The sequence below is a fragment of the Salinispira pacifica genome, assembly GCF_000507245.1.
Lineage (GTDB): Bacteria > Spirochaetota > Spirochaetia > DSM-27196 > Salinispiraceae > Salinispira > Salinispira pacifica.
Genome location: NC_023035.1, coordinates 1,053,108 through 1,074,240, shown reverse-complemented (window position 1 = coordinate 1,074,240; position 21,133 = coordinate 1,053,108). Strand labels below are relative to the sequence as shown.

14 protein-coding genes are annotated in these 21,133 nt (G+C 55.8%); 8 read left to right on the top strand and 6 right to left on the bottom strand.

Annotation, left to right across the window (positions count from 1 at the left end):
* Nucleotides 1-3: 3 nt before the first annotated feature.
* The 3 genes from L21SP2_RS16860 to L21SP2_RS04700 form a co-directional block, all read right to left on the bottom strand.
* Nucleotides 4-2,412, bottom strand: a complete 2,409-nt coding sequence (locus tag L21SP2_RS16860; protein WP_024267353.1) for a transglycosylase domain-containing protein — start codon at nt 2,410-2,412, stop codon at nt 4-6.
* Complete coding sequence (locus L21SP2_RS04705) at nt 2,409-8,453, bottom strand: alpha-2-macroglobulin family protein (RefSeq protein ID WP_024267352.1); 6,045 nt, start codon at nt 8,451-8,453, stop codon at nt 2,409-2,411. Before L21SP2_RS04705 ends, L21SP2_RS16860 begins: the two co-directional genes overlap by 4 nt.
* Nucleotides 8,454-8,676: 223 nt before the next feature.
* Nucleotides 8,677-9,258, bottom strand: a complete 582-nt coding sequence (locus tag L21SP2_RS04700) for a hypothetical protein (RefSeq protein ID WP_024267351.1) — start codon at nt 9,256-9,258, stop codon at nt 8,677-8,679.
* 55 nt (nt 9,259-9,313) lie between these two features.
* Here L21SP2_RS04700 and L21SP2_RS04695 point away from each other — a divergent pair, with 55 nt between their 5' ends.
* Nucleotides 9,314-10,030: a metallophosphoesterase family protein gene (locus L21SP2_RS04695; RefSeq protein WP_024267350.1), complete on the top strand. Its 717-nt coding sequence runs from the start codon at nt 9,314-9,316 to the stop codon at nt 10,028-10,030.
* 5 nt (nt 10,031-10,035) lie between these two features.
* Here the strand turns inward: L21SP2_RS04695 and L21SP2_RS04690 are convergent, their stop codons facing one another.
* Nucleotides 10,036-10,920 (bottom strand): glycine betaine ABC transporter substrate-binding protein, encoded by an 885-nt coding sequence (locus L21SP2_RS04690; RefSeq protein WP_024267349.1) that lies wholly within the window; start codon nt 10,918-10,920, stop codon nt 10,036-10,038.
* 406 nt (nt 10,921-11,326) lie between these two features.
* Between L21SP2_RS04690 and L21SP2_RS04685 the strand changes: the two genes are divergently transcribed.
* Complete coding sequence (locus L21SP2_RS04685; RefSeq protein ID WP_024267348.1) at nt 11,327-12,745, top strand: sodium/glutamate symporter family protein; 1,419 nt, start codon at nt 11,327-11,329, stop codon at nt 12,743-12,745.
* Nucleotides 12,746-12,917: 172 nt separating this feature from the next.
* On the top strand, nt 12,918-13,976 hold the full coding sequence (locus tag L21SP2_RS04680; protein ID WP_024267347.1) for an NAD-dependent epimerase/dehydratase family protein: 1,059 nt from the start codon (nt 12,918-12,920) through the stop codon (nt 13,974-13,976).
* Between the two features lie 101 nt (nt 13,977-14,077).
* Here the strand turns inward: L21SP2_RS04680 and L21SP2_RS04675 are convergent, their stop codons facing one another.
* A complete protein-coding gene (locus tag L21SP2_RS04675) occupies nt 14,078-15,400 on the bottom strand; it encodes an MFS transporter (RefSeq protein ID WP_024267346.1) in 1,323 nt (440 codons plus the stop codon).
* A gap of 99 nt (nt 15,401-15,499) precedes the next feature.
* Between L21SP2_RS04675 and L21SP2_RS04670 the strand changes: the two genes are divergently transcribed.
* Entirely contained in the window at nt 15,500-16,684 is a 1,185-nt protein-coding gene (locus L21SP2_RS04670; RefSeq protein WP_244437962.1) for an MFS transporter, read from the top strand.
* Nucleotides 16,685-16,720: 36 nt separating this feature from the next.
* Here the strand turns inward: L21SP2_RS04670 and L21SP2_RS04665 are convergent, their stop codons facing one another.
* Nucleotides 16,721-17,656, bottom strand: coding sequence for a J domain-containing protein (locus L21SP2_RS04665; RefSeq protein WP_041401198.1), 936 nt, complete (start codon nt 17,654-17,656; stop codon nt 16,721-16,723).
* A 192-nt stretch (nt 17,657-17,848) separates the two neighbouring features.
* Between L21SP2_RS04665 and L21SP2_RS04660 the strand changes: the two genes are divergently transcribed.
* The 4 genes from L21SP2_RS04660 to L21SP2_RS04645 all read left to right on the top strand — a co-directional run bounded on the left by L21SP2_RS04660 (nt 17,849) and on the right by L21SP2_RS04645 (nt 21,118).
* Nucleotides 17,849-18,106: a FeoA family protein gene (locus tag L21SP2_RS04660; RefSeq protein ID WP_024267343.1), complete on the top strand. Its 258-nt coding sequence runs from the start codon at nt 17,849-17,851 to the stop codon at nt 18,104-18,106.
* A gap of 254 nt (nt 18,107-18,360) precedes the next feature.
* Nucleotides 18,361-20,340, top strand: coding sequence for a ferrous iron transporter B (gene feoB, locus L21SP2_RS04655; RefSeq protein ID WP_280113281.1), 1,980 nt, complete (start codon nt 18,361-18,363; stop codon nt 20,338-20,340).
* Nucleotides 20,337-20,621: a hypothetical protein gene (locus L21SP2_RS04650; RefSeq protein WP_024267340.1), complete on the top strand. Its 285-nt coding sequence runs from the start codon at nt 20,337-20,339 to the stop codon at nt 20,619-20,621. The genes feoB and L21SP2_RS04650 overlap by 4 nt, the downstream gene beginning before the upstream one ends.
* A 122-nt stretch (nt 20,622-20,743) precedes the next feature.
* On the top strand, nt 20,744-21,118 hold the full coding sequence (locus tag L21SP2_RS04645) for a metal-dependent transcriptional regulator (protein WP_024267339.1): 375 nt from the start codon (nt 20,744-20,746) through the stop codon (nt 21,116-21,118).
* Nucleotides 21,119-21,133 lie beyond the last annotated feature (15 nt).

Below are 21,133 nucleotides of genomic sequence, written 5' to 3'. Positions count from 1 at the left end.
TCCTTACCTCACCACCGAATAGTGAAATTCCCCGGTACCGGAGCCGCTTTGGAGTTCGAGGCGGTGTTCACCGGGGAGAAGCATCAGCAGAACCTCCCCGGGGAGGCTGCCCCGGTACAGCAGCTCGCCGTCTCGGTAGAGTCTCCCCTCCCCGCTTCCGGTCAAATAGAGTCGCAGCTGCTGATTCCCCGCGGGCATTCCTGCATCAAGAAAAAACAGGGCATGATTCACCGCACCGTGTATTGCCGTCTCTGCATTCTCCTGCAGCAGGATATCGTAGCCGTAATCCTCTGCCCAGGAGCCGTAGAGCTGGGGATACCTGGTCTCGACTCTCCCGCCCCTTCCCATGGAATGCCAGCTGCATTCGCCGGGAACCTCATTAAAACGAAACAGCTCCCGGATGGTGCTTGTGCAGTAGGGGCCGGCGGCTTCACCGCTGAGGGTGCAGATTTCACGGCTCACCAGCCCTTCCGGCGGATCAAAGGGCAGTCCTGCTGAATGCCGGGAGATAATATCGTGCACCGCCGCGGCGGGAAGACTGGACCCCGGAGCTGAGATCACCGTTTCTCCGCTGAAATTGCCCATCCAGACAGCCGCAGCCAGATCGGCGGCAACCCCCACCGCCCAGATATTGTTGAACTGGTTGGATGTGCCGGTTTTCACCATCACCGGGAGGTCATATTTCAGGGGGGAATTTCTGCCGAAGGTCATAATCCGCTCATCGTTATCGCTGAGTACATCCCGGATCATGGCGGCGGTGGACGGCTCCCAGGCACGGCCGCTCTCTTCATCACGGTCACTGTTCTGGATCCGGTCCTGCACCCGAACCGAGTCCTGGTCCTGGGCTTGGGCCTGATCCCGGTCTCCGGATTCAGAGAACAGGAACGGAACCAGCGGACGGTTTTTACCCGATCCGTGGAAACTCAGGTAGCCCTGAAGCAGTTCATAGAGAGATACATTGCCGCCACCCAGGGCAAGGCTCACCCCCAGGCTGCCGCTCTGTTCCTCCAGGCTTTCAAACCCCAGGCCGATGAGGGTGTCGCTGAAGGCACCCACCGAGAGCCGTTCCAGCAGATACACTGCCGGCACGTTGAGACTGGCGGAAAGCGCCTGGCGGAGTCGTACCGGACCGTTGTACTGATTGTTGTAGTTCCCGGGCACATAGACTTCCCGTCTGCCGAAGCTCATGGGAATATCCGGCAGAACAGTGGAGAGGGTGAACCCCGACTCCAGAGCCAGGGCGTAGAGGAACGGCTTCAGGGTTGAGCCCGGCTGGCGGAGCATCTGAACTCCGTCCACCTGCCCCTGACGCGCCGGGTCATAAAAATCCGAGGATCCTGCGTAGGCAAGAATTTCACCCCGTTCAGGGTCAACCGCCAGGCCGGCTGCATTTCCGATGCGGAAATCTGCGGCGTCCTCAACGGAGGAGCGAAGCACCCCTTCCAGCTCATTCTGCAGGACGGGGTCCAGGCTGGTTATCACCGGTTCGTATCCCCGGGCTGCGGTTCCATAGCCGCCTGCTTTCCCGCCGCCTGGTACCTGGTGGCTGGGTATCTGGCCTCTGGGGATAGTAATCCCCGGTACGTGGCTGCCGCTCAGCTGCAAAGAGATGCGCGCATTCACATAACGGACAAAATGAGGAGCCCGGCGGGGCCATTCCGGACGTTCGTATGCACTGATCCGGCTGAACTCCCGGTGGGTGGGGTTCATTCGGGCTGCCTGAAGAATACCTTCGGCGGAGGAGACGGCGGCGGAGAGGGAATTCACCGGATTGAATGAGGCGGGGCTTCGGGGGACCGCCGCCAGAACCGCCATCTCTTCCACCGAGAGTTGTGCAAGCTTCTTCCGGTAAAAGCGCCGGGAAGCCGCAGGATAGCCTTCCACGTTGAACCCCATTGGAACAAGATTAATATAAAGTTCAAGAATTTCATCTTTGCTGAGACGGGTTTCAAGCTGCATGGCATCCAGCATTTCCCGGATCTTGCCCCCCACCGTCCCGGGCCTGGGGTGCAGAAGACTGGAGAGCTGCATGCTGATGGTGCTTGCGCCCCGTACCTCTTCACCTCCGGCGAAATAGCCCGCGGCTGCAGCAGCCAGAGAAGGAATATCGACTCCTGCATGCCACCGGAAGCGTGAATCCTCCGCAGCAAGAACCAGCCCCTCAAGCTCCGGGGGGAACTGCTCAAAGGGAACAAATATCCGCCTGAGCCCCTGATCATCCACCGGGAGAATGGCAAGCTCGCCGCCCCGCCTGTCCAGATACACCCGGGAAAAGCGCAGATCGGCAAGGGCCTCATTCCCGGCATAGGGAGCGATTCTGAGAATCAGGCGGATCCCCCCCCACCCGATCAGGAGCAGAAGGAGTACCGCCAGACCTGTCCTGAGCCGACGGGGAAGGTGCTTCCAACTCATCTGGAATCGGTCCCATCCGAGGGGATTACCACCAGACGTCCCGCTGAGCGTCCGAATATCTCAGGCTCAAATTCCAGGGAGGCCTGAGCCCCTGGTGTGGGGTAAATCCCCGGAGTGGCGGCCCGGAACAGGAAGCTCACTTCCCGTTCGCCGGCATAAAAGTCTTCCCAGCTGTAGCTGATCATTCCCGCATAGTAGCGCTGGACGGGCCGGTAGAACCAGAAATTCCAGGTTGCGGTGTTCACAAAGCCGTCCCCCAGAAATCCGGCGGTATCGCCGTACTGGGTTTCCCGTACATACTCCTCGCTCTGCAATCCTCCGGCATCGGTGTAGGAGCCGGTAATCTCCAGATTAGGATCCAGGACCTGGGCCCCGGAGGGTATGGGCACATCCAGGTTCAGATAACTCAGTCGCCGGAGGGTGCTGAGAAACACCCGCATCCGGTAGGTGGTTCCCGGTGTGAGCACGTCTTCTGTGAGCACATCCCCCTCCAGGGTCTCGATCTGGGTACGAACTTCAATTCCTTCATCCCGGGGCAGGGCCGTTTCTCCGGGAAGGGCATAGCGGAGAGTTCCGGTATAATAGAGAGGTCCCCCACCATTCTTGCGTATGCTCAGTTCATGCAGCACATCCCGTTTAAGTTCACCCAGGGGAGGTTCGAACAGCTCCAGCTCCAGGGAAACCCGGTGTTCATCTGTCTCTGTTTGATCAGTGAGAGACCCGGAATAGAGGGACTGATCGTTCACCAAAAGCTCTGCGCTCATGCTGCGTCCCGGTTGTTCACGCTGCAGAAGGGGGGAGAAGCCGTACAGCAGCCAGTAGCTGTCCATGGCCGAGTGAAATCTCCGGGAATTTCTTGTTCGGGCCAGGGTATTGGCCAGTCGGAGCAGATAGTCGGGATCATCCTCCAGAATGGCTCCGGTGCGCAGCAGGGCGGCAGTTTCCATCTCCATGGATGAAAAGTAGCTGCGCCGCTCATAGCTTTGACGTACATCAAGGGATTGGGTGCCGATGTTCACGAAATTCCTGCTTCGGCGATGGAGCTGTCGGGCCTGCTCATCACTGCCCAGAATTGCATAGGCTTCGGCAAGCATATTGTACCCGGCGATCCCCAGCTCATCTTCACGGGCCGCAACCGCATCCAGCAGTTCTTCATCCGCCAGCCCCTCCCGGGCCAGAATCTGCGCCAGCCATGATGCAAGAACCGGTGAATCACTGAGAAACTTCTCGCCGCGGATCTGCATGCTCAAATAGCGCATCAGTAATCTCCGGTCAATATCATGTTCAATTGATATTCCCCGTTCATCCGCCAGCTGGAGGCTGTGGGCGGTGAGGATTGAGAGAAACCTATTCGGCCTGGTCCAGGGATCCCTGGGTGAGCGCAGACCGATGCCGCCCTCCTGAAACTGATACTCATCCAGCCGGGAAAGAATATTGATCCGGGGCAGTTCAACCCCGCCCGGGGCGCCTCCATCTCCCCTTCCATACCCCAGCATCCTGGCGTTCAGGTCGAAGAGCCGGGCGAATACCGAGTGACGGTCTTCCCCATGCCACAGCGGGATGAGCAGTTCTTCCGCCGCAGGCATCACCATTGTACGGAGTGAGGAGGAGAGATTCACCTGAAGACTTCCATAGCCTTCGGCAATGGCCGAGGGAATTACCAGACCTTCCAGAGCTGCAGATCCCCCGCCGCCTCCATTGCCGGAGCTTCTTTCCGATATGGTTGCCATTGTGGTGAACGCCTCTTTCAATAAGGGACGTTCCACCCGGATTTCCTCCGTAAGCCGCTCATTCAGCAGAGCGCTTTCCAGGGTGAAATGCACCGATCCCCGGCCCTCCTTCAGGGCCTGAAATACAAAGGGCAGTTCCACCACCGTTTCCGCCGGAATGGTCAGCTTCCGGGTACTCTCTCCGGATATGGAGAGAAGGTCCGATTCTGCAGTAACCGACACTTCCACCTCTTCTCCGCTGAGATTATTCAGAATAACTCCTGCTGCGGCCGTATCACGGGTTCGCAGCTGCAGGGGAAGAGCGCTGCGCATATTAATGGGGTTCTGCACCATCATTTCCGACTCATCCATTCCCAGACGGGTACCATCCATGGCCAGAGCGGTGATCCGGTATGTGGTGAGGGTATCCGGGAGCTGAAAGTCCACCCGGGCGTAGCCCTCCTCATCGGTGATCACCGCAGGCTCAAACAGAGCCAGGGGGTTAAAATCCTCCCGCTCTTCGATCTTGCTTCCGTCGCCCCCTTGAAGGGTGGAGATATCGTAGGTTACCGGATCCAGGAGCAGACGCCGGCTGTCATCCCCCATCACCGCCAGGGGAAATTTGGCCGGGTTATAGAAATATTCCAGGGGGTCGGGAATGCGGTAATCAATAAGGTCCAGCACGCCCCGATCCACCGCAAGCAGGGTCACCTCGGCACCGGGAACCGGCTCGCCGTCTTTGGTTACCCGCAACGAAATATCCGCCTTACTGCCCGGGCTCCGAACACCCTGATTCTCCTGAATTTCCACATCCAGCCGGACCGCATCTCTGCTTACCCGGATTTCCGTCACTCCGAAGAGGCTTCTGGGTTTTCCCAGATCCGGCTCGCCGTACTCCCGGGGGATCTCACCCCGGGGAGTGAACCCGGTTATGGCAGCGTATACCACCGGCAGGTGTTCTTCCGATATTTCCACTTCGATCACTTCAGTGCCGCTGTCCAGGTCCAGCACCCGCTGCTCAAAGATTCCTTCCCGCTCCAGGGTGAGTAGGTAACGGCCCTGGGGGACGGGGCTTTGGACAAGAATTCGGGCGGTTTCCCCGGGACTGTACAGGTTTTTATCCACAACCAGCTCAATATCCGACGGGGTTTGGGATGCGGTCTGCACCCAGCCGCTTCCGCTGGCGTAGAAGGGAATTTCGGTTCGGTTCTGCCTTCCGTCTTCACCGGTTCTCTGAACGTAGAGCACATGGCGGCCGGAGTCGGGGACAGAAAACTGAAGGGCTGCCCCTCCCTGCTCAACTGCAAGACGCCCCTCTTCAACCGGTTCATCCACCAGTTCCCAGCGGGTGTTGAGTCTGCCGTACATCCCCTGCTGCTGAACCGATTTCCACACTTTCCTGATAATCCCGTACTCCAGTTCTCCCGATGCATCCGCCGTATCTCCTTCAATAGTCACCAGACGGAACTGTGCATCGGCTGAATCTCCGGTGGGAATGAAACGGGACCACCAGCCTCGGGCGGTGGAAGAACCGAAGCGGGCTGCAATATACAGATCGTCGGGATGAACAATGCGCTGGGTCCGGGAACTGATCTCCCGGCGGTCAAGATCGCTCACCCGTACTTCCAGGTTGTACAGATACGGCTTCCAGGGGATTTCTTCGTCTCCGGTCTGCACGGCAATCCTGGCCGAACCGTCGGATGCCAGGGATCCTGCTCCGCTGCTGACAATTTTCTCCCCACTCCACTGTGTGGTGCCGAAGCTCCAATGCTCCCACCGGGGGGAATCCGGGCGGAAGGTCACCGGTTTCCGGGTCCACACATAGTTGTATTCCCCGGACGCCAGAGATCCTCCGGCAAGATAGGATGCAGATACCCGGGCATTCATGGATTCACCGGCCAACAGCTCTGTTTCTTCGGCAATGCTGCTGGTAACCTGAAACGACGCCCGCTGAAAATCGCTGACGTAAAAATCAGCCGAGGCGATGCTGCGCCCATCCAGTTCGTACTGTATGCGGTAATCTCCCGAATCCAGGTTTTCCGGCAGGGTGAAGCGGTGATGAAACCCTCCGCTGCCGGAGGTTCTTCCCGAGGCGGACCAGATCTCCTCACCGCCGTTTTTGGAAATACCCCGGATACGGTAGGGGGTGTCTGCGCTGCGGTAGCCGTTTTCATCCTGTATCCAGTGAATTCCCCGGAGGGCGAGCTCTTCGCCTCCCTTATACAGTCCCCGGTCGGTGAACAGATGCACCCGGGAGCGATCCTCCAGGATGAATTTCGGATCGTAGACGGCGTTGACACCGAACCGCCAGGCATTATGGGTGTTTCTGAACGGAAGCTCTGCCCGGTCATTTTCATGCACCACCTGGATGGAAAGCCCTTCCCGGTCCCGGTAGCCATAGCCGTCCTCCTGACCGATCACCGCCAGGCCCTGTCCGTCGCTTCTGCCTTCCGCAAGAACGATACCGTCCTGTACCAGCCGGACAGAAGCCCCTTCAAGGGGATATCCGTCGCTGAGACTGTTCAGCCAGACCAGTACACTGTTATAGGACACCCTGGAGGTGATGCCGATATTGGTGACGGTCACCATGAGATTATCGCTGCTGCTTACCTCATTGGCGGCATTAAACTCACGGTCATCCCGGGCCATCCAGCTGATGAGGGCGGTTCCCCGTCCCTGCTCATTCAGATAGGGGGAAAGATCAACGGTCTCGAAGCGTACCGTATCTTCCGGGATCCGGGAAAGGTCCAGTTGCCTCATGGAGATCCCCGAAAGCTGGGAAGATATGCGTTCTTCCGGATCATATTCCGAGCTTCCCAGTAAAAACTCCTGCTGATTCCGGAAACTGAAGAGGATGAGGGGATCAAATGCTGATTCCAGATGGCGGAGCACCAGGTTCCGGCTGCTCCGTCCGGGAAAATTCACAAAAGGACGGGGTCTGGGAATGGTATGGGGACCGGCCTCTCCGGGATTGCTCAGGTTTCGGTCAAACACATCCTGAATAACCGGAGGCACCGAAATCCTGACCACGTCTCCGGGGGCCGCAGAGGGGACGGTGAACCGTACATAGGAACCGGAAAGCTCCACCGAATCGGGCTGCACCGCCTCTCCGTTCACCCTGATATGCCAGGTTTCGGGGGAAGTAATCCGATCGCCCTGTTTTTCGGACAGGGGGTGACTGAAGCGCAGGTAGAGGGGATAACTGAACTCCCGGTTATCCCGTGGGAAGGAATAGGCCGACGAGCGGATATCGTAGACCCGAAACCGGGAGATGGTGCGGATGCTCTGGCTGGTTTCCCGTTCAATGGCGGGAAAGCCGTCCCGGGGAACTGCCCCTTCTTTCAGCGTTACGCTCACCCGGGTGCTGGGCGGAGGCACTTCGCTCAGCTCAAGCAGCAAGGCACGGGGAGTCCTGGATGAGAGTGCTTCGGAGTACCGGGGACGCCGGATGCTGTAGGCTGCCGGCTGATCATCCAGTTTCAGTTCGATATACCCGCCCAGCACCGTGGGATCCACCTCCTGATTGAACTCAAGAACCAGACTGGATGCGTAGGTAGGCGGTACGTTGTAATTTCGCGGATAAAAGTCTTCGGGTGTTCCGGGGTAGAAGTTCACCAGCTCCAGCCGTTCGGGGTAGATATTGAACTTAATTCCCTCTTCCAGCCGGGCCCCTGTGAGGGATGTTACCCCCGGGAGAACAGAAACCCGGTAGAACTCTTCGTCGATCATGGGAGCGTCGGGCTGAAACCCGATGGTCCGGGTTCCGTACCAGCGGTAGACCCCGGGTATCGCAGGCTCGATGTTGAGAATTTCCGTTCCGGTTATTTCTGCGCCGAGCTTTGCAAGGGGTACCATGGGCTGATTGAACATCACATAAATTCTGGGACTCCGGTTCTCGGCGGGAAGCAGTCCTTCGGGTCCCCGGTCTGCGATGTTCAGTTCGCCGCCTTCTCCGGCCTGGCCAATGGTTCCCAGCACCGCCATGGCCTCCATGGGATTCACCGAATAATAGTTGATGGTGGAAGCCGAAAGATCTACCGACTCCCGGATTATCCCTGTTGCTTCAAAGCGCTCACGCTCCACCATCTGGAGAAACTGTCCTGCGGCCTCCCTGCTCTCTTCGTTGATCAGCCCGGCCTGGATTTGACCGGTGATTTCCGACCGGGCCTGAGGGTTCTCCGCTTCGCGGAACCTCTCTTCCATGCTCAGATCCGCCGGATCTTCTCCCCCGCAGGCGCTGAAGGAAAACACAACGGTCCCGGCAATCAGGATGAAAACAACGCCGGCAAACGGCGACACACTCCGCTCTGGGCGGGATAACAAATGCTTCATGGGACCTCCGGGAAATGAGACAGTACAAAAAGGGCAGGTAACAGACTATTGCACCGGCCTTTTGCAACAGCCGGGGCGGCATAGACCTCGGCAACAGACGGCGGCAGCGCATTACCGTATGCTCCATACTATCCCCCCCTGCCCGGGAGTGACAAGCTGCACGGACAATCCCGGGGGCAGACTGACAGAAGCGGAAATACAGGAGTGGATGCACGGAGGCGGTTCAATGATTTCTGAAAGCGGATATATAGCGCATGGGTTCCCGGTCCGCCCGATCCTGGAGAAGGAGAAAATCTTCACGGGTTTCGCTGTCAGCACCGGATATCCGCAGAAGCCTGTTATCCCAGCGGTACCAGAGAGAATGAACCACGGCTTCCGGGGAATGGCGCCCCCACTTCAGATCCTGTTCAAGACGAAGCTTCAGCTCGATATGATTGGCCTGACCTGTTAGAATATAGATATCCGATGGAGAATCCAGAAGAACGGCACGGGTAAATCCAAGTCCCATGGCCTCGTCGGAACGGAAGCCTGCAACGGATATCTCATACTGCCCCAGCCGGAGGTTGTACCCTCTCTGACGAAGTTCCTTCCTGAGGGTGACGATCTCCCTGCGTATTTCCGAAAGGGTCTCATGATCATTGGCGTGCTGCTGCAGTTCCCGCCTCCAATGACGGATTCGCCCCTCGTACTGGGGCAAAAGGGAGGTTCTGCTGAGGTACTGGTTGGTGTCCGACAAGAGTTTCCACACCGAAGCGAAATATTCTTCCAGCCGGCCCCGGATGATCTCCATGGGTTTTCTGTTCATTAAAGACAAGTATAGCAGCGGCAGCGGGATCTTTCCCTATGAAAGGCGGTGTTAAATGATACAAATCATCTCGGATGTACACGGCAACCTTCAGGCATTGAAGGCGGTGCTGAAAAAAGAACGGCTTACCGCAGATGAGCTGTGGTGTCTGGGAGATACCGGAGGATACGGGGCGGACAGCCGGGCCTGCATCAATTTACTTCATACGCGCAGCAGCATTATGCTCCGTGGAAACCACGATGCGGGACTCTGCGGCCTGGAACCGCCGGAACATTTTTCCGTCCATGCCCGACGAGCTCTGGAAACCATCCGAATTCCCGCCCATACCCGTGAATATCTTCTCTCTCTCACGGAATCTCATATCAGCCGATCCATCACCCTGACCCATGCCTCCATAAGCGATCCCCGTTGGGGTTACATCCTTTCCCCGGCCGCTGCCGCAGCTGAACTGGCCCAAATGAAAACCTCCCTGGGCTTTTTCGCCCATACCCACCTTCCCCGTCTGTTCCTGGACGACGGCGGCGGAGTGCGGGAAATCATTCCGGAGGAAAACAGCTGGATTGACCTCAGGGGCATGAGAGCCCTTATCAACCCAGGCAGCACGGGACAGCCCAGGGACGGAGATCCCAGGGCATCCTATGCCATGTTCGATCCGGAAAACCGGCGCATCCAGTTCAGAAGGTGCAGCTATAACATTGCCCGGGCCCAGAAGCGGATTCGTAGGGCGGGTCTGCCGGATTTTCTGGCCCGGCGGCTTGATGAAGGACGGTAATATTCCTACTGGGCCATCCAGTTTATCCAGATATCTTGATTTTCAGCCTTCCACTCCGCTGCCGCATCCGGTTCGCTGAGCTGGGAAGCGGCAATATGTGCCAGCAGGGAGCCCACCTCATCGTTGCTGAACTGCATATTTTCCATGAAGGTCACCAGCTCAGGATAATCTGCGCTCAGTCCGCTTCGGCCGTACATCTGAATATCGTTCGGCGTGAAGTGAGAGGTCTGATCCTCTTCAAGCATTTCCAGTTCGTGGATGCCAAACTGTCCGTGAGGCTGCCAGAGAGTCACGATAATATCTTCTTCCGCGGCGATGGCATCGGCCAGGGCGGTCAGCATGGACTCGCTGCTTCCGTCCTGAAGGGTGTAGCCTGCGATATCCAATCCGTAATCGGGAATTATATCATTCTCCACAACGCTCATTAATCCTGCTCCGGGATCTATGCCGGTAATCTCCTTCCCCGCCACATCATTCGTCTCCAGGTCCGAGATTTTGGTAATTCCGCCGTCATAGGTGTAGCGGGGAACCACCAGTCCGGTTTTAGCGTCTTTGTATACCGCTCCGATCAGTTCCAGCTGGTCTTCATAGGTTGATATTTCTGTGCTGTGAAAATCGGTCCACACATCCAGAACCGCATCATGGGTTCCGTCGGCCACCAGAGACATGATTTCATCCATGTTCGGGCCCTCCTTTACCACCACTTCAACCACAAACCCGAACTCCTCCTCAAGAACCGCTTCGGCAAAATAGCTGAAGGCCCTGCCCTCCGCCCAGTCGGGAGAAACGATGCTTACCTCGACGCCCTCGTAGATGAGGCCGTTTTCACAGGACAAGAACAGTACCAGGGACCCAATCAGAACGGAAAAGACCGACAAAAAACGTTTCATACTACCTCCTGAATATTTCATCCGCCGGATGCAGTCCAATAGTGGACCAATACGCACTGAGTACAGATACATGGAGCACAGACCCTTTGCGTACTGATACCCTCAGACCCACAGCCGGCTGATGTGTGTTGGATTCGCTGCATCGGGGATGAAGATCGGGAGATGAAAAGCGGAAGCACCACATTCATTATATGTCTATATATTAGCTATTTTATCATATTTACTGTAGAATTGCCACGTTTCCCGATTTTCCTTGAACGCAGATACACAATTTTCGCCTCTGAAGCTGTTTCCACATTCTTTGGGGCGTTCTTTTTTCCTTGTGCGCATATTCAGAGGCGATTATAATTGAATCTCATTCAGATTACGCATCCGGCGTATCTCACCCGAAAGTGAAGGAGATTCAATGCTTTTTTCCTGGCAGTTTTACATTCATGCGGGCATTATCGCCTCTGCTCTGGTGCTGGGCACCCTGTTGCGGGCGAAGCTCCGCTTTTTTCAGCGCTTCCTGATCCCCGTACCCATTATCTCCGGGTTTATTCTTCTGCCCTTCTACAACTATCTTCTTCCGTTAATCGGCATCGGACAGGAATATCTGGGTGAAATAGCCTATCATCTGTTAAGTATTTCATTTATTTCCCTGGCCATGCGGCCCACCGTCAAGAGCCCCGGCCGGACCCGCAATCGTCTGGGACTTTCCATGATGATTATCGGGCAGTACGGATTTCAGGCCATGTTCGGTCTGCTTCTCACCCTGCTGTTCATGGGAACCTTTATGCCCGGCCTGTTTCACAGCTTCGGCTTTCTCTTCCCCCTGGGGTTCGCCTTGGGTCCTGGACAGGCATACGCCATCGGTGAAGGCTGGAGGGTATTCGGCATTGAGGATGCCGGAAATGTGGGGCTTACCTTTGCCGCCATCGGCTTTATTATGGCAAGCTTCGGGGGCATCTTTCTTATCCACCACGGGGTGAAAAAGCACTGGATCAGTCCCGACTACATGAAAAGCATCCGGGGAGAAGATGTACGCACCGGCGTATTCCCCCGGGGAAGCCGGCTCCAGCCCGGCTCGTATCAGACCACCCAGACCGAGGCAATCGACTCCCTCACCGCAAACGTAATCTTTGTACTGGTCACCTACCTTCTCACTTATCTGTTTCTTAACGGCATCAGCTATCTGCTTGCCTTCATCGGTCCCACCGGCGTTGAGCTGGCAACCAATCTATGGGGAATCAGCTTCATTTTCGCCGCAATGATGGCAATGCTGGTGCGTGCACTTCTGGAGCGTTTCAATGCCGATCACATTCTGGATGCCCGGACCCTCAGCCGGGTTTCGGGGATTTCTGTTGATATTATGGTAACCAGTTCCATAGCCGCAATCAGCCTGGTGGTTGCCATGAAGTACATTATTCCGATTTTGATTATAACCGGTCTGGGAACCCTTATTATTCTTACCGTGGTTCCCTGGATGGGATCCCGGCTGTTTACCGATCACCGATTCCTGAGAAGCCTTATTATCTTCGGAGTATCCACCGGGACTCTCACCACCGGCCTGGCCCTGCTGCGGGTTCTGGATCCAGAATTTGAAACTCCGGTAGCCTCTGATTATACATACGCCTCTGCGGTGACCTTCGCGGTGGCCATCCCTTTTATTCTGGCCATCAATTTTCCCGCAAAAGCGTTTCAGACTGGAGATATGCGCTGGCTGGCCGCTGCATTCGCCGTGCTGGGTGCCTATATGCTTGCCAGTCTCCTGTGGTACCGGGCACTGGGCAGGGAGCGGGCATTTCAAAACCCCGGCACAATCTGGCTGAAGAACGGGGAGTGACCGAATGCTGCCCCGAGCGAAATCGGGCCCCAACCGGAGAAAATCCACGGATTGGCCGCTTCAATTGGACAGGAGATACAAGAAACCGTATGTTTAAAACAGGATCCAGGCGCAGAGCCGGGGCCTGTTCATCACCGGGATTCGGTATGGGGATCTAATTACGGAGGAAGATATGGAAAATGCGGAAAATTTCAGTCCTGTTGCGGTTACCGGAGGCAGCGGATATATTGCCAGCTGGATCGTATTGAAGCTGCTTGAGCGGGGCATTGAGGTTCACACCACCGTGAGAAATCTTTCGGATGAACGAAAGGTGGGGCATCTCAAGACCATGCAGAAAAATTTTCCCGGTCAGCTCAGTCTTTTTGAAGCCGATTTGAACATTGAGGGTTCTTTTGATGCTGCTATTGCCGACTGTGAAGCCCTGATCCATTCAGCAAGCCCCTTTGTGATCAGCAATATCTCCGACCCCGAACTGGAATTGATCCGTCCTGCAAAGGTGGGGACTGAAAATGTACTGCGCAGCGCCGATCGTGCACAGACGGTGCGCAAGGTGGTGCTCACCTCCAGCGTTGCGGCGGTTCACACCGACAACAATGAATGGAAAAACACCAGTGAAGGCATCCTGAATGAAAATCACTGGAACTCCACCGCTTCCGCCAAATATCAGCCCTATTCATATTCCAAAACCCTTGCAGAAAAAGCCGCCTGGGAGTATGCCCAGCAGCAGGATCACTGGGAACTTGCGGTTATCAACCCTTCTTTTGTGGTAGGCCCCTCCCTGTCAAAACGCCTGGACGGCACATCATCCTCCACGGTGGCAGGATTCTTCACCGGCCAGTTCAAACAGGGAATTCCCGACCTTCATTTCGGCATGGTAGATGTACGGGATGTGGCACAGGCTCACATTCTGGCTCTGGAAAACCCCGAAGCCAAAGGCAGGTTTATCCTCATGAGCGAGGAAATGAGCCTGCCGGAGGCAGGAAGAATCCTCCAGAATATGCAGAACGGGAAACTTCCGGTTAATCTGCGGGTCCTTCCCAAAGCGCTGTTCTATGTTATGGGACCCTTCCTGGGCTTCAACTGGCGCTATACCCGGAACAACTACGGGGTGCCGGTGAAACTGGATCCCGGCAGATCACGGGATATTCTGTCTATTAAATATACAGCCATCGCCGATTCTCTGAAGGACCATGCTTCCCAGCTGGTAAACGACGGGCTGGTCTCTGTATGAACGTGAACCAGTTTCTGTGTGAAATAATCTCTGCCTGAACCGCTCTCTGTCTGAAATAGTCTCTGTCCCAACCGCCGACCTCAGTGCCTTGTAGCAGCCGTCTATCCCAGGGGCAGTGATGGACCTTCGGTTTCCGGACCTTCGGGTTTTTCCACCTGCTCTTCGGGCTTCCGGGTTTTCCTCAGCAGACGGTAGGCGGTAAAGGATGTTCGCGGATACACACGGAAGTGCCGCTGTCGAAAGTCGGGAATACGGGGTACAAAGCGCAGACGCATCACTGCAAAAAAGATGAACAGTCCCATGGGCAGGGCCATGGAAAAAAACAGCCCGACCGGCCCCATTCGCTCCATGAACAGACTTCCCACAATGGGTCCTGCGGCAGACCCCGCACCATAAAACACTACGATGGCCGCAGCGGCATGCACCATTTCATCCCGGCCGAGCTGGTCGTTCATGAGGGCAACGTTCAACGAGTAGAGGGGCATGGCAAAGCCGCCGAATATCAGAATTAACACATGGAGTGCCGGCCCCTCGGCTGCGGTAATGCCGATTATCAGGGCTGCAATCATCCCGATGAGGGTGCTGAGCAGGATGGCTCTGCGCCGGTCCTTTTTATCGGACAGCCAGCCCAGGGGCCACTGAAACGCCAGGGTTCCCAGAGAAATAAGAAGCATGAGCAGCCCGATATTCCCTTCGGGAATTCCCACCTGCTGACCGTAGCGGGGTATGAGACTCCAGCTGGCGCCGGTGATCATGCCGCTGACGAACACTCCAGATCCCGCCAGGGGCGATTTCTTGAAGGTTTTCATCAAATCCGGATTTTCATTGCTGATTTTCGGGCTGCCGGTCACCGGAGACAATGCCAGGGGGATGAGGCAGAGGGAAATGAGCACCGTGGTTACCCCGAAAATTTCAAAGGTGGCGGGGGAGAACAACCCGATCAGGGGCTGTCCCATCCCCATGGCCGCCAAAAGAACCACCGAATAGAGGCTGAGAATCTTACCCCGGTTCACCTCGGTTGAGGAGATATTCAGCCAGCTTTCCACCACAACCGTCATAACCGACAGGCAGATACCGTGGATAAGCCGCAGCACGATCCAGGTAACCGGTTCCACCGCAAGAATATGGATTATGGATGTGGCCGAGGCAAACGAGGCGAAGGCGGCGAACGAGCGCACGTAGCCCACCTGGCGGATCACCGGACCGGCTACAAAAATTCCCAGAGCCAGCCCCACATAGTACATGGACATGATAATCCCCACCGACGAGGCCGAGAAGCCTTCGATTCCCGCGCGGATTGCCAGGGCGGTGCCCTGAAGTGCCGAGCCCACACCCATGAGAAGCACAGACGCCAGAATGGCGCTGATAGTGGTAATAGGACGCTGTTCCTCTTCCTGTTGAATAATCAGGGGCTGTTGTTCCATACATCACCTGTACTTCTTTTTCGCTCCCGAATCAATAGCCTGATGAAACATTCCCGCTTTTTGTCTTGAACGGAAGGGGAATACTTTTTACACTTGGATGTGCACCGAAATATCAGACTGCTGTATATCTTTAATTTTCTCACTGACTTCAAACTGTGGGCCGCAGTGGCGGTGCTGATATTTTCCCGGGAAAGCGGTTCGTACCTGGGCGGAATGGCGGTTTTTTCCGTTATGACTCTCAGTTCAGCCCTTTTTGAAATTCCCACCGGACTGATTTCCGATCACTTTGGGAGAAAGGCTGGCATCATTTCCGGAGCAGCCTCTGCCCTCACCGGGAGTCTGTTCTTTGCCCTGGACAACGGGTATGCGAGCTTACTCGTCGGCGCGGCATTTTTCGGCCTTTCGGCCTCTATCTACAGCGGCAACAACGATGCATTTCTCTACGATTTCCTCAAGTCCCGGGGTGAACAGAAGGAATACGCCCATTATCTGGGACGGGTCTCAAGCATGTTTCAGCTGGCCCTTGCAATATCCGCAGTGGCCGGAGGGATCCTGGCCTCTGTTTCCTACTCTCTGGTGATGTGGCTCTCGGTCATTCCCCAGCTGGGATGCTTCATTATTGCCTTCTTTTTTGAAGATACGGCGGTTGACACACGGAGAAAAGACCCGCTGCTTCAGCTCCGTGCGGCCTTCCGGGAATTCCGCCGCAATCCCGTGCTCAGAAAAATCAGCAGCGCTTCGGTAATCGGACATTCCTTCGGTGAAGCCGGATATCAGTTTCAGGCGGCATTTTTTGCAACGCTTTGGCCGGTCTGGGCCATCGGTATTGCCAAAACCCTGGCGAATCTCGGGGCAGCAGTGAGTTTCCACTACAGCGGCAGGATCACCCGGCGCTTCGGCCGGCTGAAATCGGTGATTTTCACCCGTCTTGCCGGTCGGGGGCTGCATGCTGCTGCCCTGCTTCTGGCCGGGCCGGTTTCGCCCCTGCTTATTGCATCTACCAGTCTGATGTTCGGAGTTCAGACCGTAGGGGAAAACAGCCTGCAGCAGGATGAATTCAGCCCCCGGCAGCGGGCAACCATGGGATCAATTGTATCTCTGGCCGGAAGCGCCGTGTTCGCTCTGGCGAGTCTGCTTCTGGGATGGCTGGGAGATCTGCTGGGGATCATCAATGCATATCTTCTGCTTCAGGCAGTGCTGCTCATTCCCGCCTGGATGCTCTACCGCGTCTACCGGGGCCGTTCCTCCGCTGCTGAAGATAAGGCTGAGAAGATCAGGCGCTGATGATTCGTCGCAGCAGCGCATACCGGCGGGGCAGGTTCACCCGATGAGAAGCAGGTACGCGGTGTTGATCTCCTTGGATTTTTCCAGCCCCATGGGGTTGATATCCGGGTGGTAGGTTTTCATCAGTTCCTTGTATCTGCGTTTCACCCGAACGGGATCTGCGGCCTCCGGTTCGCTGAGACCGAACAGGGAACGGGCCCTTCGTTTTTCATTCCTGCGGTCGGAGGCTTCGTCCCCGGGGGTGCGGCTTCGCCCCCCTTCCCCGCTACGGCGGGAATGGCTCTCCCTCTCCCATGGATCTTCCATGAGACCATGAAGTATCAGATAATGCCGCAGCTCCAGAAAGATATCTGCGAACAGATCCCGGTAGGGTACATATCCTTTCCGAAACAGCTTTTCCGCCAGCCCCACCATGGAGGGACGAAGCAGTTCTCCGGTGGTTTCCGGATGTGATTCGATCACCAGTTCCGCAGCCTCATCCCGCAGATGCTCCCAGGGAAAGAACTGATCAAGGTACACGTCCAGGGCCCCGGGAAAATTGCCGAAGGTGTTGAACATGGACTCAAAGCTCAAAAAGTCGATGCTGTGCAGACTCTTCTCCCGGGAAACCAGTTCGATTACCGTTTCCTGAAGCTCAATCTGAATATCGTAGGGAATAAAAAGACCGGCCTCCCAGAATACCCTGGGAGCTTCGGTATACCCGATATCTTCCAGCAACGTGATCAGGCTGCCGATGTTTTCGTGTCCGTACTCATGGGTTGCGAAATTCACCAGCGGAGAACGGCTTCGTTCAATCCGGGTGTAAAAATCTTCAAGCTCCATTTCCAGGGCATCCATGATGTCATCCCGGTGAATCTTCCAGCGTCCCCTGAGATCCATGGTCTGCTGAATACGGCCCGCCAGTCGAGACAACTTTTGGGAGGAATGTCCGGGGGAGTCTGAATGTGTGTTCCTGTTTCCGTGTGTTTCCATCTGACGTAAAAGATATCCACTGCGGCGCGGTATTTAAAGCCCTGAAACATGGTCCTGTCCCCCGAACCTCATAATTAGATAATTTTTTATTGAATTTAAATCTTTCAGGATCTTTCTGTTGACAGATTGTGTTAGCGCGGATAAACTTGGACTTAAGATAATGCCGGTTAACATATATGCGGAGGTGCAGCCATGACGTTGCTGAACACACGTACCGATACCGAATATACCATTTCCCACATCTCAGCCGCTGAAGAGGGAATGAAAGAATTTCTGTTCACCCTGGGCTGTTATCCGGGGGAAAAAGTTACCGTCATCTCACGGCTTGCTGAAAATATCATCATCAATGTGAAAAACGCCAGGTACAGCATCGATGCAGATCTGGCATCAGCCATCGGCATCGCAACAGAACCGGTAAAAGCCTGCCGCAGCCGGGAACGGATCGCCTGATAAGGATGGTCCAAGCCGCATTTTTTGGGCAACAAGTTATCCGAGACTAACTTTGCAACATTTATGGGCAAGACAGCTGCCAACCCCCGGAATGATCCCGGTCGGCTGGAAAAAAACCACAACTGCAACCATACCTGCAGCCACCCCCCGGAGCTTCGAGCTCTGTGATACCAATACCAATACCAATACCAATACCAATAGTAGTGAGCAATGAAGATTGCGCAGACCGGTAATCCCAACAGCGGGAAACCACTCTGTACAATGCCATTACCGGCAGTACCGAACATGTGGGCAACTGGCCCGGAGTCACTGTAGCCAAAAAAGAAGGCCCGGTGAAGGAGTTCCTGAATCCCGGAACAGAGGATGTGATGATTGTGGACCTGCCCGGTGCATATTCCATATCACCATTCACCGGAGAAGAATCCATTACCCGGGATTTTATTGAGAATGAAAACCCGGATTTGATTATCAATATCGTGGATGCCACTAATCTCAACCGGAGCCTGTATTTCACCACCCAGCTTCTTGAGCTGGGCATACCCCTGGTTGTGGCCCTGAATAAAAGCGATCTTCAGGCAAAGAAAGGCATAATCCTGGATACCCGGATTCTCAGCGAGTCTCTCAACTGTCCGGTAATCCAGACGATGGCCAGCGCACAGAATCAGAACGGCCTTGGGGAACTCCTGGAGTCCGCCATGAACCGTTTCAAACATACCAAAGCCCAGGCTCCGGCCTATACATCCCGTTCCGCCTCGAAAGCCGGGCACGTCGAAGCAAAAGAAGATCCGGAACGCTTTTCATGGGTAAACAACCTGGTGGAGCAGGCAGAACGGCGAAAAGTGGATTCGTCCAGGCAGACCTTTCAGGATGCCGTGGACCGGATCGTTGCCCATAAGTGGCTGGGACTGCCCATATTTGCGGGGGTGATCTGGCTGGTGTTCTCATTCTCCCAAACCTGGGTGGGACCATGGCTGGCCGATCTCCTTGTTGGCGGAATCGACACCGTGTACGGCTGGGTTGCTGCTCTCCTGGGAGATCAGGTACACCCCGTACTGAGTGCACTGCTTCTGGACGGAATCATCGGCGGTGTGGGTGCGGTCGTGGGATTTCTCCCGCTGATCATGGTTCTGTTTTTTATGCTGGCCCTTCTTGAAGATTCGGTGTACATGTCCCGTGTTGCGGTAATTATGGACCGGTTTTTCAAGAAAATCGGCCTGTCGGGGAAGTCCATCATTCCCATGATTGTAAGCACCGGCTGCGCAATTCCCGGAATTATGGCAACCCGCACCATTAAGAACGAACGGCAGCGGCGAACCACCGCCATGCTATCTCCCTTCATGCCCTGCGGTGCCAAGCTGCCCATTATCGCCCTGTTTGCCGGAGTGTTTTTCGGCGACCAGGCATGGGTGGGTACATCCATGTACTTTCTCGCGATTTTTGTGATCATTATCAGCGGTCTGGTGGTACGCCGGATTACCGGTGACAGATCCCGATCCTATTTTATTATGGAACTTCCCGAATACCGTCTTCCCGGCATCCGCAGAGCCGCAGCCTCTATGTTAAGACGGGCCAAGGCGTTTATCATCAAGGCCGGAACCATCATTCTTGTGTGTAATGCAGCAGTTCACATGCTTCAGACCTTCAACTGGCAGTTCCAGGTTGTGGGAGAATCCATGCCCGGAAGCAGCATTCTTGCAAGTCTGGCATCTCCCCTGGCCTTCATATTTATCCCCCTGGGTTTCGGTGTCTGGCAGTTCGCAGCCGCAGCAATTACCGGTTTCATCGCCAAGGAGAACGTGGTGGGAACCCTGGCGGTTACATTCTCCATTACCAATTTTATTGATATTGAAGAGCTTGCGCTGGTATCCGGCGGCGGCGAAGTACTTTCGGTCTTCGGAATCGGCGCAGTGGCAGGTCTTTCCTACCTGGTATTCAACCTCTTCACCCCTCCCTGTTTTGCAGCCATCGGAGCCATGAACTCGGAAATGGAATCTCCCAAATGGCTCTGGGGGGCCATCGGTTTTCAGCTGGGTATGGGCTACGTGCTTTCCTTCCTGGTATACCAGATCGGCACCCTCATTACCGCCGGGACAGTCGGATCGGGCTTCCTCCCCGGCCTGCTGGCGGTGGCGGCGATCATCTCGGTAACAGGATATTTCATGTGGAAAGGAAGCCGAAGCAGCGGCCATTCATCAATTGCCCTTTCACCGGTTGAAACAGGACGGGCCAAATGATTGCTGCAAACCTTCTGGTGCTGGGGGTCATCGTTCTGATGCTGACCCCCGGCATCCTGAAAATCCGGGCGGACCGGCAACGGCGGAAACGGCTTCCCCCCAACGTATTCCCGGGCTGCGCATCCTGCCCCCTCCTTGATCACTGCACGGCACCGGCGGAAAGCTGTTCTGCCGCCGGTGGAGGGGACGGCTTTGGACATGCAACCGCAGGTTCACCGACTGCAACGGAACGACGGCGTTCAGGGGCAGCCAGACCGGATCCGGGCTGCAGCTGCGGGTGAAGGCGTTCTGCCCTGGTCTTCTCTGAAAGCCGCCATAATCCAAGGGTTTTTCGCCGGATAGCTTCGAAGAGCATGCGCCCGGGCTTCATGCGTACTATACTTGAATCAAGAGGTAAACTCCCATGTCTTACAGTGAATCCCTGGAAATGTATTTGGAAACCATTCTCGAACTGGAGGGCAAGGAGCATCCCGTCCATTCGGTGGATGTGGCAAAAGCCCTTGATGTATCCAAACCCAGCGTAAACCGGGCACTGAAAATCCTGAAGGAAGACGGGCTGATTCACCACGAGCCATACGGAAACATCCGCTTCACCCCCAAAGGCCTTGAGCTGGCCGAAGATGTGAAGATGCGGCATGTGTGCATCACCAAATATCTGGTGCGAACCCTGGGGGTCCCACTCTCAATTGCCGAAAAAGACGCCTGCCGGATGGAGCATATCATATCTCCCGAAACCCTCTCTGCCATCCGTGATCTTGTGGGACAGGAACCCGCCTGAAGGCGGCACTTCCAC

Bases quoted from the DNA above. Each gene is read 5' to 3' on its own strand.
- L21SP2_RS04680 (WP_024267347.1), top strand. From the start codon at position 12,918: ATGGAAAATGCGGAAAATTTCAGTCCTGTTGCGGTTACCGGAGGCAGC.
- L21SP2_RS04700 (WP_024267351.1), bottom strand. From the start codon at position 9,258: ATGAACAGAAAACCCATGGAGATCATCCGGGGCCGGCTGGAAGAATAT.
- L21SP2_RS04705 (WP_024267352.1), bottom strand. From the start codon at position 8,453: ATGAAGCATTTGTTATCCCGCCCAGAGCGGAGTGTGTCGCCGTTTGCC.
- L21SP2_RS16860 (WP_024267353.1), bottom strand. From the start codon at position 2,412: ATGAGTTGGAAGCACCTTCCCCGTCGGCTCAGGACAGGTCTGGCGGTA.
- L21SP2_RS04650 (WP_024267340.1), top strand. From the start codon at position 20,337: ATGATTGCTGCAAACCTTCTGGTGCTGGGGGTCATCGTTCTGATGCTG.
- L21SP2_RS04645 (WP_024267339.1), top strand. From the start codon at position 20,744: ATGTCTTACAGTGAATCCCTGGAAATGTATTTGGAAACCATTCTCGAA.
- L21SP2_RS04665 (WP_041401198.1), bottom strand. From the start codon at position 17,656: ATGGAAACACACGGAAACAGGAACACACATTCAGACTCCCCCGGACAT.
- L21SP2_RS04695 (WP_024267350.1), top strand. From the start codon at position 9,314: ATGATACAAATCATCTCGGATGTACACGGCAACCTTCAGGCATTGAAG.
- L21SP2_RS04675 (WP_024267346.1), bottom strand. From the start codon at position 15,400: ATGGAACAACAGCCCCTGATTATTCAACAGGAAGAGGAACAGCGTCCT.
- L21SP2_RS04690 (WP_024267349.1), bottom strand. From the start codon at position 10,920: ATGAAACGTTTTTTGTCGGTCTTTTCCGTTCTGATTGGGTCCCTGGTA.
- L21SP2_RS04660 (WP_024267343.1), top strand. From the start codon at position 17,849: ATGACGTTGCTGAACACACGTACCGATACCGAATATACCATTTCCCAC.
- L21SP2_RS04685 (WP_024267348.1), top strand. From the start codon at position 11,327: ATGCTTTTTTCCTGGCAGTTTTACATTCATGCGGGCATTATCGCCTCT.